This is a genomic window from Clostridium sp. AF37-5 (assembly GCF_003477605.1).
Lineage (GTDB): Bacteria > Bacillota > Clostridia > Lachnospirales > Lachnospiraceae > Eubacterium_F.
On sequence record NZ_QUDR01000002.1, the window covers coordinates 1 to 12,817 of the forward strand.

Annotated in this window: 17 protein-coding genes; 15 read left to right on the forward strand and 2 right to left on the reverse strand. The window is 34.2% G+C overall.

The window, feature by feature from the left end:
• The 3 genes from DW019_RS01315 to DW019_RS01330 form a co-directional block, all read left to right on the forward strand.
• On the forward strand, positions 1-2,039 hold a 2,039-nt coding region (locus DW019_RS01315), incomplete at its 5' end, for an InlB B-repeat-containing protein (protein WP_147352998.1).
• A gap of 130 nt (positions 2,040-2,169) precedes the next feature.
• Positions 2,170-3,459, forward strand: a complete 1,290-nt coding sequence (locus tag DW019_RS01320; RefSeq protein WP_118442234.1) for a transglutaminase domain-containing protein — start codon at positions 2,170-2,172, stop codon at positions 3,457-3,459.
• 455 nt (positions 3,460-3,914) lie between these two features.
• Entirely contained in the window at positions 3,915-4,382 is a 468-nt protein-coding gene (locus DW019_RS01330; RefSeq protein WP_118442236.1) for a helix-turn-helix domain-containing protein, read from the forward strand.
• Positions 4,383-4,407: 25 nt separating this feature from the next.
• Here the strand turns inward: DW019_RS01330 and DW019_RS01335 are convergent, their stop codons facing one another.
• Positions 4,408-5,064: a hypothetical protein gene (locus tag DW019_RS01335; protein WP_118442237.1), complete on the reverse strand. Its 657-nt coding sequence runs from the start codon at positions 5,062-5,064 to the stop codon at positions 4,408-4,410.
• Positions 5,061-5,570 (reverse strand): hypothetical protein, encoded by a 510-nt coding sequence (locus tag DW019_RS01340; RefSeq protein WP_118442238.1) that lies wholly within the window; start codon positions 5,568-5,570, stop codon positions 5,061-5,063. The genes DW019_RS01335 and DW019_RS01340 overlap by 4 nt, the downstream gene beginning before the upstream one ends.
• Positions 5,571-6,070: 500 nt before the next feature.
• Here DW019_RS01340 and DW019_RS01345 point away from each other — a divergent pair, with 500 nt between their 5' ends.
• The 12 genes from DW019_RS01345 to DW019_RS01400 all read left to right on the forward strand — a co-directional run bounded on the left by DW019_RS01345 (position 6,071) and on the right by DW019_RS01400 (position 12,800).
• Positions 6,071-6,379, forward strand: a complete 309-nt coding sequence (locus DW019_RS01345; RefSeq protein ID WP_118442239.1) for a hypothetical protein — start codon at positions 6,071-6,073, stop codon at positions 6,377-6,379.
• 20 nt (positions 6,380-6,399) lie between these two features.
• Positions 6,400-6,846: a hypothetical protein gene (locus DW019_RS01350; protein ID WP_118442240.1), complete on the forward strand. Its 447-nt coding sequence runs from the start codon at positions 6,400-6,402 to the stop codon at positions 6,844-6,846.
• A complete protein-coding gene (locus DW019_RS01355) occupies positions 6,843-7,022 on the forward strand; it encodes a hypothetical protein (RefSeq protein ID WP_118442241.1) in 180 nt (59 codons plus the stop codon). The genes DW019_RS01350 and DW019_RS01355 overlap by 4 nt, the downstream gene beginning before the upstream one ends.
• A 2-nt stretch (positions 7,023-7,024) precedes the next feature.
• Entirely contained in the window at positions 7,025-7,408 is a 384-nt protein-coding gene (locus DW019_RS01360; protein WP_118442242.1) for a hypothetical protein, read from the forward strand.
• A 1-nt stretch (position 7,409) separates the two neighbouring features.
• Positions 7,410-8,162, forward strand: coding sequence for an NAD-dependent protein deacylase (locus DW019_RS01365; protein ID WP_118442243.1), 753 nt, complete (start codon positions 7,410-7,412; stop codon positions 8,160-8,162).
• Positions 8,155-8,652, forward strand: coding sequence for an HAD domain-containing protein (locus DW019_RS01370; RefSeq protein WP_118442244.1), 498 nt, complete (start codon positions 8,155-8,157; stop codon positions 8,650-8,652). The genes DW019_RS01365 and DW019_RS01370 overlap by 8 nt, the downstream gene beginning before the upstream one ends.
• Positions 8,649-9,125, forward strand: a complete 477-nt coding sequence (locus DW019_RS01375; protein ID WP_118442245.1) for an SLOG family protein — start codon at positions 8,649-8,651, stop codon at positions 9,123-9,125. The genes DW019_RS01370 and DW019_RS01375 overlap by 4 nt, the downstream gene beginning before the upstream one ends.
• A gap of 256 nt (positions 9,126-9,381) precedes the next feature.
• A complete protein-coding gene (locus DW019_RS01380) occupies positions 9,382-10,206 on the forward strand; it encodes a hypothetical protein (RefSeq protein WP_147352999.1) in 825 nt (274 codons plus the stop codon).
• A gap of 14 nt (positions 10,207-10,220) precedes the next feature.
• A complete protein-coding gene (locus tag DW019_RS01385) occupies positions 10,221-10,457 on the forward strand; it encodes a hypothetical protein (protein ID WP_118442247.1) in 237 nt (78 codons plus the stop codon).
• Between the two features lie 324 nt (positions 10,458-10,781).
• Positions 10,782-11,702, forward strand: a complete 921-nt coding sequence (locus DW019_RS01390) for an SPFH domain-containing protein (protein WP_182430998.1) — start codon at positions 10,782-10,784, stop codon at positions 11,700-11,702.
• A 129-nt stretch (positions 11,703-11,831) separates the two neighbouring features.
• Positions 11,832-12,224, forward strand: a complete 393-nt coding sequence (locus tag DW019_RS01395) for a hypothetical protein (RefSeq protein ID WP_118442249.1) — start codon at positions 11,832-11,834, stop codon at positions 12,222-12,224.
• 66 nt (positions 12,225-12,290) lie between these two features.
• Positions 12,291-12,800 carry a hypothetical protein gene (locus DW019_RS01400; RefSeq protein ID WP_118442250.1) on the forward strand — a complete coding sequence of 170 codons (510 nt, stop codon included), beginning with the start codon at positions 12,291-12,293 and terminating at the stop codon, positions 12,798-12,800.
• The last annotated feature ends 17 nt before the right edge of the window (positions 12,801-12,817 follow it).

Sequence of the window (12,817 nt, forward strand, 5' to 3'; positions counted from 1 at the left end):
CCACGCTTTATGCAGCATGGTACAAAAAGCCATCGGTAACATTCAGTACAAAGTACAGTGACACAACCGCTTTCCTTGGCGACCGTGAGCTGGACAAAACAAATGAAGTAACGTATGAGTATGGTGAAAAAATCAGTTCATTGATTATGAAGTGCAATACAAACCGTTATATTCAGAGCTACCGTGTAGAAACAGCAGACGGAACAGAGGTAAGTGCCGGGACTTGTGAAGACAAGAATTCAACCGTAACCATTCCTTTCCCGTCCAATTATGCATTGAAGAACAACTTAAAAGTTTATGTGGAAGCAGCAAACCGCACTTACGGCATCACTTATGATACTCTTGGCGGTGAGTTTGTTGGAGATTATCCGAAAACTTATACCTATGGAGACGAGTTAGAGTTGCCGACCAATGTAATGAAAAAAGGTTTATATATTTGCGGATGGCGTAATACATTAAACCATAAGATGATTACCAAAATAGATACAACGACTTCCGGAGAACTTTATTTGCAAGCAGTTTATGAAAATGCCGTTTATCGTGTAATAACTGATTTAGACGGTGGAACGCTGGCAAATGGAGCGACAATACCAACTGAGTACAAATACAAAGGCGAAAATAAACTTTTACCATTTGAGGTTACAAAACCAGGTTATTCATTCGCTGGATGGTATTGCGAGGAAATAGATGCTTGCATTTATTTTATTAGTACAAGCGAGGCTATGGATTATCATATTAAGGCTTTGTGGAACTCTAAGGCCAGCACTACAAACATTTCTCAGACGGTAGAAAGTACCGGAAAAGAAAAAGAAATTCCATACGCAGAAAAACCGATGGAAAGTAATCAATGGTATTACAACCAGCTGACAGATGTAGAAAAGAAAATCTATACGACAATTTATAATTATTATAAGTTTGATATGGATAAAGGTGAGTGTAAAACTGAAAATGTAAAAATTGTTACGTTTGACAAGGTGACTCAAAACAATGTTGAAACTGCTGCATCTGCAGTAGTTCAAGACAATCCTTCAATTTTTTGGATAGATAATTTTGGAGCAACGTCGGTTAAAGAAAATGCCGGGAAATATAGCGTTGGCTTGTATCCATTTTTTAGTTATAATGAGAAAAATTTCCAATCAGATGCTTTGCAATATAAAGGATATTTGAATGGAATTATCACAGAACTTGACAAAAATGGAATTCAGAATAAATCTGTTTCTCAAAAAGTTAAGGCTATTCATGATTATGTAGCAAAGACATATTATTATAGAGACCAAACAAATATTTTGAACGCAGAAACAGACGACGAGCTTCGTTCGGCAGCTTATATGATGTCAAACAAAGAGGGCTGTTGCGTTTCTTATGCAAAGATGGTAAAAATTCTTTGCGATTACTATAATATTATCTGCATGACTGTAGTAAGCCATGACCATATGTGGAATGAGATTCAGATTAATGGAAAGTGGTATTTGTTAGATGCAACATGGGATGACAAAGAGCCAATTTCGTATAATTATTTCCTAAAAGGTTCTAAATCGGTAACAGATGTTCACCATCAAGTAGTTAGTTATCGTTTTTGTACCGCAAAAGGAGAGCCTGTTACAGAATTTGCGAATTTCCCAATGCCTGTTCTTTCTAAAGATGATTATGTAGAACCGATAGTTCTAAAACGAAATGCCAAAAAAGCTACAACTTCTGCAACGAAAGGAAAAGTGGTATATGCTATTTCCGGAAAGTATGCGGTTGTTAAGAAATGCACATCGAAGAAAGTGAAAAGCGTTACCATCTTGAATAAAGTAAAGATTGGCAAAAAGACGTATACCGTTACTTCGATTGCGAAAAATGCTTTCAAAGGCTGCAAGAAGCTGAAGAAAGTAACCATTAAGGCAACAAAGCTAAAGAGCATCGGGAAGAATGCTTTCAAAGGAATTTATAAGAAAGCTACATTCAAGGTGCCAAAGAAGCAGTTAAAGAAGTACAAAAAGCTGATTCAGAAGAAAAAGACCGGATTTGTGAAAACAATGAAAGTAAAGAAATGATAAGAGAGGGGACGATAAGTTCCCTCTTTTGTTTATTGTGCGCCTTGCGGCGCACGTCGCTAATGGGTATTTCAATTTTTCTTTTTGTGCAGACATATTAAAAATATAGAATTTTGGAAGGAGAAATGATATGTCAAGCAAATATGTAGAATTAAAGGAATCAGTTTTAGAAGAGCCAAACAATTTTTATTATAAGCAATTAACAAAAATTGAGAAACAAATTTATACAACATTATATCATACATATTGCTTTGATATAAAAAATGTGGTATGTAATACAGAATCAATTATACTTGTGAGCAAGGATTGTATGACAATAGAAAATTTTTATCGGGCGAGCATTACTTTGTCCCTTGAACATCCTGAAATTTTTTGGGCAGAATTTCAAGGGCTTTTAAGTAAACAAGAAGATGGAAAATATATGATAGAAGTGCATGTAGATGAATTATATAATCCTGTTATTTTTAATGCTGATGCACTCGAATACAAAAGAAGTTATAATGAAATACTTGAAAAATTGAAATATATTGAACCTTATCCGGCGCAATACAAAATTTACGCTATTACTGTATTTATATTAAGAACATTTGTATATCGAAGTTGGAGTTATATTGATAAAGCAAAGGACATAGGCGAAACTCAAAATGTTGGATATGTTCTATCTCATAAAGAAGGCTGCTGCGCCGGGATAGCGAGTTTAATTAAAGTTTTGTGTAATCATTATGAAATCCCATGTGTTATTGTTTGTAGCGAAGACCATATGTGGAATGAAGTTCAAATCAATGGCAAATGGTATTTATTGGACGCAACTCCATTTGAATTAGGAAAGAAAAAGAAGCTTCTTCATTTTTTACAGGGTGAAGAGACGATACAAAATAAATATACTATAGAAAAATTATGCTATGATACCACTTCTGCATCAAAGAAAGAGATATTTAATGAATATCCTAATATAGCAAAAAGAAATTTCCCTTGCTGGATAGAAAAAAATGGTGTATCAAAGCCGGTAATTTATCAAGAAAACGGAAAATATTTTCTTGCTCAATTTGTCATTCCTAGCTTTTGGGAAAAAAATTCTTTAGGTGAATATTATATCTTTAGACCTCGTCAATGGGAAGTTGTGGATTTGCAAACAAGAGAGTTAATATCAAAACGAGCGACTTTACAGCATGAATTTTCTGATGCACCATATGATAAAAAATATAAAGTTCTTGGTAAAGGTGGATGTTTTACATTTTCTGAAAAGTCGCATCAATATGATGAAAATACATTAGCTATTTTAGATATGGTTATTGATAAATTGATTGTTACAGGAAAACTAGACATGATAGGATATAAAGCATATTTACAGCGAGTTTTGCAAGGAGAGCCAAGCAGCGTTCACAAACTTTATTTAGATTTAAGTGTTCCAATTGAATAATATTGTAAGAAAAGAGAGCTAAATTATTGTGTTTTAGCTCTTTTTTAGTATAAAATTCAGTATTTTTGGTATCATAATAATATTTTCATAATGGGAGATATCAATATGAACACCGAAATAATACAAAAATTGGAACTGGCTAAAAGCCTAATTCAAATTATAAAAACCATGGCCGCGCAAGGAGAAGACTATTTTTTGATAAAAAAGACATACAATCATTTAATTGGCAAATATAGCCTGCCTCTTCCCGGAATTCAATATATTAGCAATACAGAGTTTAAATATGTAATAGCGAAAAAAAAGCGATAAATGAGAGATTTAAGTATTTAGGGCGGGAATTCTCGGTAACTTGTTTCCGAGTAATTCACGTTCTATACAGAAATATGGGCTTTTTCTTGTATTTATTCAATAAATAGGCTATACTTATAATATATAAAAGATTATGGAGAACAAATATGGAAAATTGGATTGTATATAATAAGGAATATGCTGATTTACAGCAAATAGCAGAACATTTTAAACTTAATTTAAAGGAACTACAGAAAAATATTGAGATTACTCCCCGAAAGAACGAAAAAAATCTTACCAGTATTATAAAGAAAATGCGTAAGTATGATTCCTCATATCAAGGAGAGATGTTAACGATACAACAAATTATGGATATGTCAGGGCTATCAAAGAGTATTATAGAAAAAAGACTTGCTCGAAAATGGCCGGTAAGTCGAATTATTGATACACCAATTCGCTCCATGGAAAAGACAGAATCTTTTACTGTGGATGGGAAAGAGTATGATAGTTTACAAAAGGCTGCTAAAGATTATAATATGCCGACTAGCACACTTTTATATCGTGTTAGGAAAAAAGGATTAACTCCGGAACAGGCAATTCACATGGAGAAATATAATAAAAGCAAAAAGCTTTGAGCCATCTCAGCCCAAAGCCTTTTTTTTATTTAGATTCCAGTATCTTTTGTTGTGTTGCTGCAATTTGCTCCATTGCCTCGCCCATTTTTAGGATTGCTTGATTTGTTTCTGACTGATGAGTAAGTACATCATTTATATATGCGTTTTGCAATTGGTCGCCCAATTTGACTTTTTCTTTTACCTTGTAGAAAATATCCACTACATACTGTGGGTCTAAAACATCATATATATTGTATTCTTCACTCCCAACGGAGAAACAAATAGTCGCATAATTATATTGCCGGCTGGAAGCATTAATTGCAACATTCGATATTTTTTGAATGTCAAGATTTTGTTCTTGCATTCTATCTATATCAAAAAAAATTATACGACTGGTAGTAATTATGAAATCAAATCGTTGGTATGAAGATACGGTATCCAATGCCACAATTATTTGTTTTATTACTAAATATATAACTCCAACAAGAAGAACAATTGCAACCACTTTAACAGCTTTTACATCATCCGGATGCATATAACGGATATTAAAAATGCGAGTCCAGATAAAATAAATAGCAATATAAAAAATTACAGGCCATATGGCGCGTCCAGTAATGCCTAATATTTGATATAACAATGGCATATTGCTTGTTTTGCTCTGATAAACAACGCGTTCCTGCATTAATTTTGATTTATCCATCATTTTTTCTTTTTCCCTTTCTTCTTTTTTACCTTTGTTATCGTAACATCTGTTGTTAATTTTTTCCCATCAATAAGATAAGTGACAGTTGTACTTCCTGCCTTTTTTGCAGTAATTCTTCCATTTTCTTCAATATCAATAAGTGATGGATTTTCTGCATACACTTTTTGTATTGGTACATTGATTCGTGGAAGAGGTGTTTCGCTATAACCTACTTTCATTTCTAAAGATGTTTTAAATCTTGAAGTTAATGAATCGGGCGGACTAGTTACTGCGCTAACAATCCCTATTATAAGAGATAATATAACAATAGTAGCAATGGCGTAAATCTTTAACGCCTTTTTACATTCTTTCAGGCTATTCATTTCAGATGATTTTTCCATAAGATGTGATACTAAGAATTGGCTGAAAGGCAAAAATGTTGTAACGACAAAAAATTTTAAGTCGGACGGTTCAGCGTTTTCGAAAATATTATTCGATTGAACCAAATTTGAATTTTGAGTTTCCATAATAACCCCCTTTTTTCTTTCTATTGTATCATAAAAGGAAAAAGTTGTCTATTTTTGAAAAATAAGAAAAACCAAGAAAGAAAAACAACGAAAACACGTAGGCTTTGAAACAAAAACAATACATTTTCTTACCACCCTCATTTTTTTCACAGACTATATGTATAGGTATTGTAAGGCTGAGGGGAACAGGAGATACAGATACAACTCTTATTTCTGCTACCCGTTTGGAAATAAAAAAAGAGAGGCCCATAGGTCTCTCTTCCGGTCGCAGGCATCACAAGTTTCTGCAACCTAATCATTAATATTTTACCATGCTGATTTATGATTTACAAGTAGTACCTATACATTTTTTGCTTATAATATGATTTTCTTTTTGGTTTAAAACAGACATATTAAGTATAGAGAGTAGAATTCAAAACAAAAGGAGGTGGTTAAATATGGAAGGTGACAAAAAATAGTAAGTATATCTTGTATATTTGCGCAAAGAAAGGAAATTGAAAATGACTGAACAGATAGTATTAGGACCATACAAAGGGTATAAAGCGGCAATTTATTGGTCTGCGGAAGATAAAGTGTTTTTGGGACATGTAAACATTGAGCAGGACTATTTGCCGATTATGGGCTACACCAAAAAGGAAGCAGAAGCAGATTTTTATTTAACAATAATGGACTATTTAGCTTTTTGTAAAAGAGTAGGAAAAATTCCCGAAAAACCAATACCGCTTATTCAGCAAGACATGCTTTTTATTGGGCAAACAAAAAATGGTTTTAGCGAGATTAAAGTGAAGAGGCAATTACAAGAAGACTAGAAGTGTTAGGAGGAATAAATATGAATATATCAGAAAAACTTAGAGCATATGCTGATGTATACAAAACGCCACCGTTCGGAAGAGAAGTTGAAGGAACGGTAGAGATATTAGAAGAAGCAGCAGAAAGATTGGATAATGCGAACAAAAGAGATACTGTTCTCAAAAGATGTATTTGTGAATATGGGGCTCCGGCTCAGGTCGATATGTGTATCGAGGAGATGTCAGAACTGGCAAAAGCATTACTTAAATACAGGAGGAAATCTGCTCTTGTCAAAGGCAAAAATGTAAATCCTACATCTGAAGTCATCAATTTAAATAAATCAAGAGATGATATTATTGATGAATTGGCCGATGTAAAAATCATGTGCCGCCAGATGGAACTGCTTTTTCAAGTCGAGGATGCGGTTGAGAGAAGAATGGATTTCAAAATCAATAGGCAGATTGGCAGACTGGAGGCTTCAAAATGAGTAATGGAGAAATGATATTATCAATATTTCCTAATGTAGAAGTTAAATTTTATAAAAACTTGTCTGATATGAGGACAGTTAGTGTCAAAATTAAAGATGATTTTTACGGCGGCATATATTCAGAACATGTATTTAGCAGAGAATGGTGGGAAAGTGAATATCAGAAAGGAGAATAATTATGAAGCATATAGGTGATGTTATTTGGTTTTGTGAATCCTGGACTGACCGGATTGTTTGTGGAGTAATTTCAAATATTATTTTAGGAAAAGGATATGAAGTTGAAGGAAATGTTTATCGTTTTGGAGATGAAAAATCTTTTATTGGCACTTGTCCTGTGGCGTTTGACAACTATTGGGAAACTGAAGAGGAAGCAAGATTTGCAATTACTCAGCGTAACAAAAAAAGAATTGAGAAATATAAATCCGAAATAGTAACGGTGCAAGATTTGGTGAATTTTCCACTTATTAATAACTTTGGAAGTGAAGAATATACCGATTATGAAGCTATTCAGGCGTACAAAGAGCGAGCAACCGAACTTGGATTTGTATTACAGGAGAAATGATATGTACGAAAAATTAAGAAATTATATTGAAGAATCAAATAATATTGTTTTTTTTGGTGGTGCAGGCGTTTCAACGGAAAGCGGTATTCCAGACTTTCGTTCAAAGGACGGTTTATATAATCAGCATGATGTTCGATTTGAAAACTATGAACCGGAATATCTTTTGAGTAAGGAATGTTTATATAATAATCCAAAAGTCTTTTATGAGTTTTATCGACAAAAAATGGATGTAAGAGATATTCAGCCTAATATTACCCATAGGGTACTTGCCGCATTAGAAAAGGCAGGCAAGGTAAAGGCTATCGTTACGCAGAATGTTGATGGTCTTCATCAAAAAGCTGGCAGTAAAAATGTATTTGAAATTCATGGAACCACTCAAAAAAATTATTGCAGTAAGTGCAATATGGAGTATCATCCAGATTTCTTATTTGATACAAAGTCGAAAATACCTAAATGTGAATGCCGTGGTTTAATTAGACCAGATATAACTCTGTATGGAGAAAATCTTCCAGAGAAAGCGGTTATTGGCGCAACAAATGCAATTAGCAAAGCAGATATGCTAATTGTGGCCGGCACATCGCTGCAAGTCTATCCGGCAGCTAACCTTATCTCATATTTTGAAGGAAAGCATTTAGTCGTTATCAATGAGGAAAAGGTTGATGTATTGATAGATGAAGATACAGATTTGCTGATTATTGATTCATTGGGAAATGTATTTAATAAAATGAGTAAATGGGGTTGTACGAATGTGTAATATTATATTCCTGGATATAGATGGGGTACTTAATTCTTTTCCCTACGACCAATCCACTTCCGGCAGTGAAGAATTTCAAGAAATTCGTGATTTTCATACAAGAAAATTGGCGAAAATATATCACGAATGTAATGCCAAAATCGTATTGTCGTCAACGTGGAGGACATTAGGGGAAGATATAGCGACTCGTCCAATGTATAATTATCTGGTTAATGAATTGAGTAAATATGACATGGTGATTTTTGACAAAACTCCAATATATTCAATGAATCGACCAAAAGAAATCTCAGAATGGTTAAAAGTAAATCAATCGAAGGTTTGCAATTATGTTATATTGGATGATGATTTCCTGCCTGCTGCCTATGTAAAATATGGGTTAGAACAAAATTTGGTTCAAACTAGATATTTTTGTGATTCTATAGACAAAGGTGGATTACAAGAAGAGCATGTAAAAAAAGCAATCGCGATTTTAAAAGGAAGACAATCATGAAAATGTGTGTAACCGGGCATCGCCCGAAAAAATTGTATGGTTATGATTTAACAGACCCGCGATGGGTAAGGCTAAAAAATGATTTTAAGGATATTTTAAAAAGAAATCTTTGTGATGAGGCTATTACCGGTATGGCGCTTGGCGTAGATACAGTTTTTGCCTTAGCGGTATTAGAATTACAAAAAGAAGGATATGATATTAAGCTTCATTGTGCTATTCCATGTAAAAATCATTCTTGTAAATGGCCGGAAAAAAGTATATTGCAATACAAAGATATTCTTTCTAAGGCTGATACGGTCAAGTTAGTATCGGACGAGGAGTACAAACCTTGGTTGATGCAAAAACGGAATGAATATATGGTCGATTTAGCGGATGTGGTCATTGCCGTATGGGATGGTTCTAACAGTGGAACCGGCAATTGCATAAAATATGCGCAAAAGTGTGGCAAAGAAATCATTCAAATTACACCATAAAGTCATACATATTTACAAAAAATAAGGAAGTCCTAAGAAATTAGGGCTTCTTTTTTTATCATCATAGTTAAGCAGACATATTAATAATAATAATTTGCTTTATGCAATAAATAAAAATAAGGAGAAAGGTCTTCTAAGGACATTTTACTGTAAAAACAGGTAGTTTTTGCGGTCGTCTGATGGAAGGCTATTTGTATTGTCTAATAAACAATGCAATGTAAAACAAATGGTGAAAAAAACAAATGGAGCTAAAAAAATGACAGTAGTAAGATTGGAGGACCAGCCGTTAAGTAGCTATCCGTGGATTGCTTATCAGAAAGGATTTAATACTTTGCGTGAAGTAGCAGAATATTTTAATGTTGATTATGATAAGTTAAAAAATGCGGTAGAGACTACTCCTCGGCGTCAAACAAAAGTTATTTCTGGAATTGTAAAAAAGTTTCTAAAATACGATACTTCGTATAACGGAAAAATACTTACAATTAAAGAAATTCAAGAAATGACAGGATTTTCTAAAAGTGTTATTGAAAAACGATTAACAAGAAAATGGTCTGTTGAAAAGATTATCAATACTCCAGTTCGAAAAAAGCACAAAACGGAATCTTTTACAATAAACGGAAAGACTTATCATGGACTTGAAGAGGTTTCTCGTGCATTTGGTATTTCTTGGATGACTTTAAGGGATAGAGTTTATCATCAAGAAATGTCAATAGAAGAAGCAGTATATAAGCCGGTTAGACCCGGCAAGGAAAAAAATAGTTGCTTTTGGTGTTTAGGTAAAGAATGGAAAAACTTTTCAGCACTTTGTGCTGAATATCAGTTGTCAGAAGCTACGGTAAGGGATAATCAGAAGAAAAATCCCAACAAAACATTGGACGATATTATCTTAAAAATGTTGAATAAGCGTCCATATTGCTATGTGGTGTATGGAAAAGATTATCCTACCGTTAAAGCAATTGCTGTTGCATATCAGGTAGAATATCAAAAATTATATAGCCGGATGCGAACAAAAGCGAAATATGGAAGTATAGAGGAAATTATTGAAGCATTAAAAAATGATGATGCGTTAAACCGCATTTAAGGAGGAATTTTTACATGGAAAGAGTTAAGACAGACGCAAGAACTTTTTGTTATCCGCGAACATTGTTGCCTTATCTGGCAAAAGTTTTAGAAAGAGCGGATTATTATGGAGAAAGCATTGATTACGATGTAAAAGTTCGTGAAGGGCTCGCTATTGTGACTTATGAGAAGGAAATGGTGAGAAACTTTACATATAATTTATATCGTAAGGCAAAGGCGAAACAGAAAAAAGATGTCATTTTTGAAAAATAAGAAAAAGAGCCTCGGAGAACCGGGGCTTTTTCTTTTGCCTTTTTGACATGTGTAAGAAAAATTTTCTTTATAATATGGTTTTCATTTGATTTTAAAACAGACATATTAAGTATGTAGAGAGAGTTAATTCATATATGGTCCTATTACATCTGCGGATGGATAGGTTAGCAAATCGAAGAGATTCGAAAAAACGCAGCACTCCCTGACTAAATTGCTATTACTGCGTTAGGCCTTGTGCGTCAGGGATTAGTAGAAAGGAGATTATTATGTAGAAGAAAATAGGAGCTGTAAAATCAAAAGAATGAATAAGAAAGGATGAATGAAATGGAAACAGTAGTAACTATTATTGGAGTGCTAATTGCACTTAGTTCGATTGGGTACATAATGTACAAAGCTTATACAGAGGAAGAGGTAAAAAAATCAATTCCGGCATGTTTAATTACATTAGGTGTTTTGGTTGTTATTCTCGGACAGTCATTTACCATTATTCCAACCGGTTATACCGGAGTGTCGTCCAAATTTGGACAGATTGATAACCGTCCATTATCGAATGGATTGAATTTTAAAATGCCTTTTGTGCAGCATATTGAATTGATTAACAACAAACAGCAGGATGTTAAATATTACGAGGATTCACTTATTGAATCGGAAACAAGCGAACGAAATACAGTACAGTTTTCGGATATTACCGTAACTTGTCAGATTTTGCCGGAACGCTCTGCATGGATTTATGCAAATGTAACAAATGCAGATAATTTGATTCCGGAAACATTAGTAGCATCCGCCGTTAAGGCTGCATCTAAAACGCTGAATCCGGTTGACGTAACAAATCGAAGCGTGATTGAGCCAAAAACTTTAAAAGTATTGCAGGAGTCTATTGATGGGAAATACGGCGAAAACACAATTAAGATTAACAAAGTAGTTATCAGCCAGATTGGATTTGACAAAGAATATGATGAACGCATTTCGAAAAAGCAGCAGGCGCAGATTGAATACGAGACGCAGCAGATTAACAACAAAAAATCTGTTGAAAAAGCAGAAGCAGATGCCAAAGTAAAGCAGCGGCAGGCAGAAGCAGATGCCAAAGCAAAGGAAATTTCGTCCAATGCAGAAGCAAATGCGAACAAAAAGATTTCTAACAGTTTGACAAAAGAACTGATTGATTATGAGCTGGCACAGGCTAGAAAATCTCATGGTTGGATTACGGTTCAGGGCGCAAATTCTATTGTAACAAAGGATAATTAGTATAATATACTCAGAAAGAGACTCGGTTTTCCGGGTCTTTTTTTTGTTATTTAAAAATTCCTTATCGAAACAGACATATTAAATCTGTAAAAAATATTGCCCTTCGGGGAGAAAGTGAGGAATTTTTATATGAAAATACCATGTAAACAAAAAGTAACAGAAAAAAAGCCATTCAAAACAAGAACAAAAGAATGGTTCAAAAGAAACGGAATCAGCTTAGCTCTTTTTTGTATGATGGTTGGGCTTATGGTTGCATCATCAATATCCGGTGCTGAAGCGATTAATGTAACAAAAATCAATGAAAAAAGTAAAGTTACTGGGCTTGATGAATTTCCTAAAATAGCAGCTACTGTTGTTCAGGTAATTGGCGCTGTTGTTGCCTTATTTGGCGGCGGAGCGGCAGGATTAGGGTATGCACAAGATAATCCGGATGGACAAAGTCGTGGACTTAAATTTTTGATTGGTGGAGCGGTTGCGTTTAGCACCACGACCATTCTGAAATGGATTGCTTTTAAAGGCTAAAAAATTATTAAAAAAATAACTTATTGGGCGGGAAATTAGTTTCGCCCAATAGAAAGGGGAAATTGAATGAAATTAACATATGAACAAAAAAAACAATTTTTTTTCTCTTTTCTTCTTTTGATTACGATTTTAACCTTATCCATTACTGTTGGTTACGCCGACAGCGCAGTAGCGGCCGCTAAAATTGGCGTATTGAGCAACAAATACTTATATCCAGTCGTAGAAACGATTGGAGATGTTTTTTTAGTTCTTGGTGTATGGAAATTTGGTATCGCTATGACATCTGACCAGGCAGAGCAGCTTTCAAAAGGCATTGCTGAATTAGCGGCAGGGGCGGTTTTAGCAAATATAAGAACTTTTATGGGTGATTCAACACAGCTCAAAGATGTTTTAAAAACAATTGAATCTGTTATACAGGTAATCGGTGCTGTTATTGCGCTTTATGGTGGTCTTTCTACAGGCCTCGGCTTTGCGCAGGATAACTCAGATGGAATTAGTAAAGGACTCAAACTGCTATTTGGCGGAGCAATTGCTTTTAGCGTAACAACTATTTTGAAATGGGTAAAAGTAACGTAACAAGAAAGGAAGGTGTT

What these genes read in the sequence shown, in the direction of transcription:
- DW019_RS01380 (WP_147352999.1), top strand. Translation starts at nt 9,382, where the DNA reads ATGACAGTAGTAAGATTGGAGGACCAGCCGTTAAGTAGCTATCCGTGG.
- DW019_RS01390 (WP_182430998.1), top strand. Translation starts at nt 10,782, where the DNA reads ATGGAAACAGTAGTAACTATTATTGGAGTGCTAATTGCACTTAGTTCG.
- DW019_RS01330 (WP_118442236.1), top strand. Translation starts at nt 3,915, where the DNA reads ATGGAAAATTGGATTGTATATAATAAGGAATATGCTGATTTACAGCAA.
- DW019_RS01340 (WP_118442238.1), bottom strand. Translation starts at nt 5,570, where the DNA reads ATGGAAACTCAAAATTCAAATTTGGTTCAATCGAATAATATTTTCGAA.
- DW019_RS01345 (WP_118442239.1), top strand. Translation starts at nt 6,071, where the DNA reads ATGACTGAACAGATAGTATTAGGACCATACAAAGGGTATAAAGCGGCA.
- DW019_RS01320 (WP_118442234.1), top strand. Translation starts at nt 2,170, where the DNA reads ATGTCAAGCAAATATGTAGAATTAAAGGAATCAGTTTTAGAAGAGCCA.
- DW019_RS01350 (WP_118442240.1), top strand. Translation starts at nt 6,400, where the DNA reads ATGAATATATCAGAAAAACTTAGAGCATATGCTGATGTATACAAAACG.
- DW019_RS01400 (WP_118442250.1), top strand. Translation starts at nt 12,291, where the DNA reads ATGAAATTAACATATGAACAAAAAAAACAATTTTTTTTCTCTTTTCTT.
- DW019_RS01355 (WP_118442241.1), top strand. Translation starts at nt 6,843, where the DNA reads ATGAGTAATGGAGAAATGATATTATCAATATTTCCTAATGTAGAAGTT.
- DW019_RS01335 (WP_118442237.1), bottom strand. Translation starts at nt 5,064, where the DNA reads ATGATGGATAAATCAAAATTAATGCAGGAACGCGTTGTTTATCAGAGC.
- DW019_RS01395 (WP_118442249.1), top strand. Translation starts at nt 11,832, where the DNA reads ATGAAAATACCATGTAAACAAAAAGTAACAGAAAAAAAGCCATTCAAA.
- DW019_RS01365 (WP_118442243.1), top strand. Translation starts at nt 7,410, where the DNA reads ATGTACGAAAAATTAAGAAATTATATTGAAGAATCAAATAATATTGTT.
- DW019_RS01370 (WP_118442244.1), top strand. Translation starts at nt 8,155, where the DNA reads ATGTGTAATATTATATTCCTGGATATAGATGGGGTACTTAATTCTTTT.
- DW019_RS01375 (WP_118442245.1), top strand. Translation starts at nt 8,649, where the DNA reads ATGAAAATGTGTGTAACCGGGCATCGCCCGAAAAAATTGTATGGTTAT.
- DW019_RS01360 (WP_118442242.1), top strand. Translation starts at nt 7,025, where the DNA reads ATGAAGCATATAGGTGATGTTATTTGGTTTTGTGAATCCTGGACTGAC.
- DW019_RS01385 (WP_118442247.1), top strand. Translation starts at nt 10,221, where the DNA reads ATGGAAAGAGTTAAGACAGACGCAAGAACTTTTTGTTATCCGCGAACA.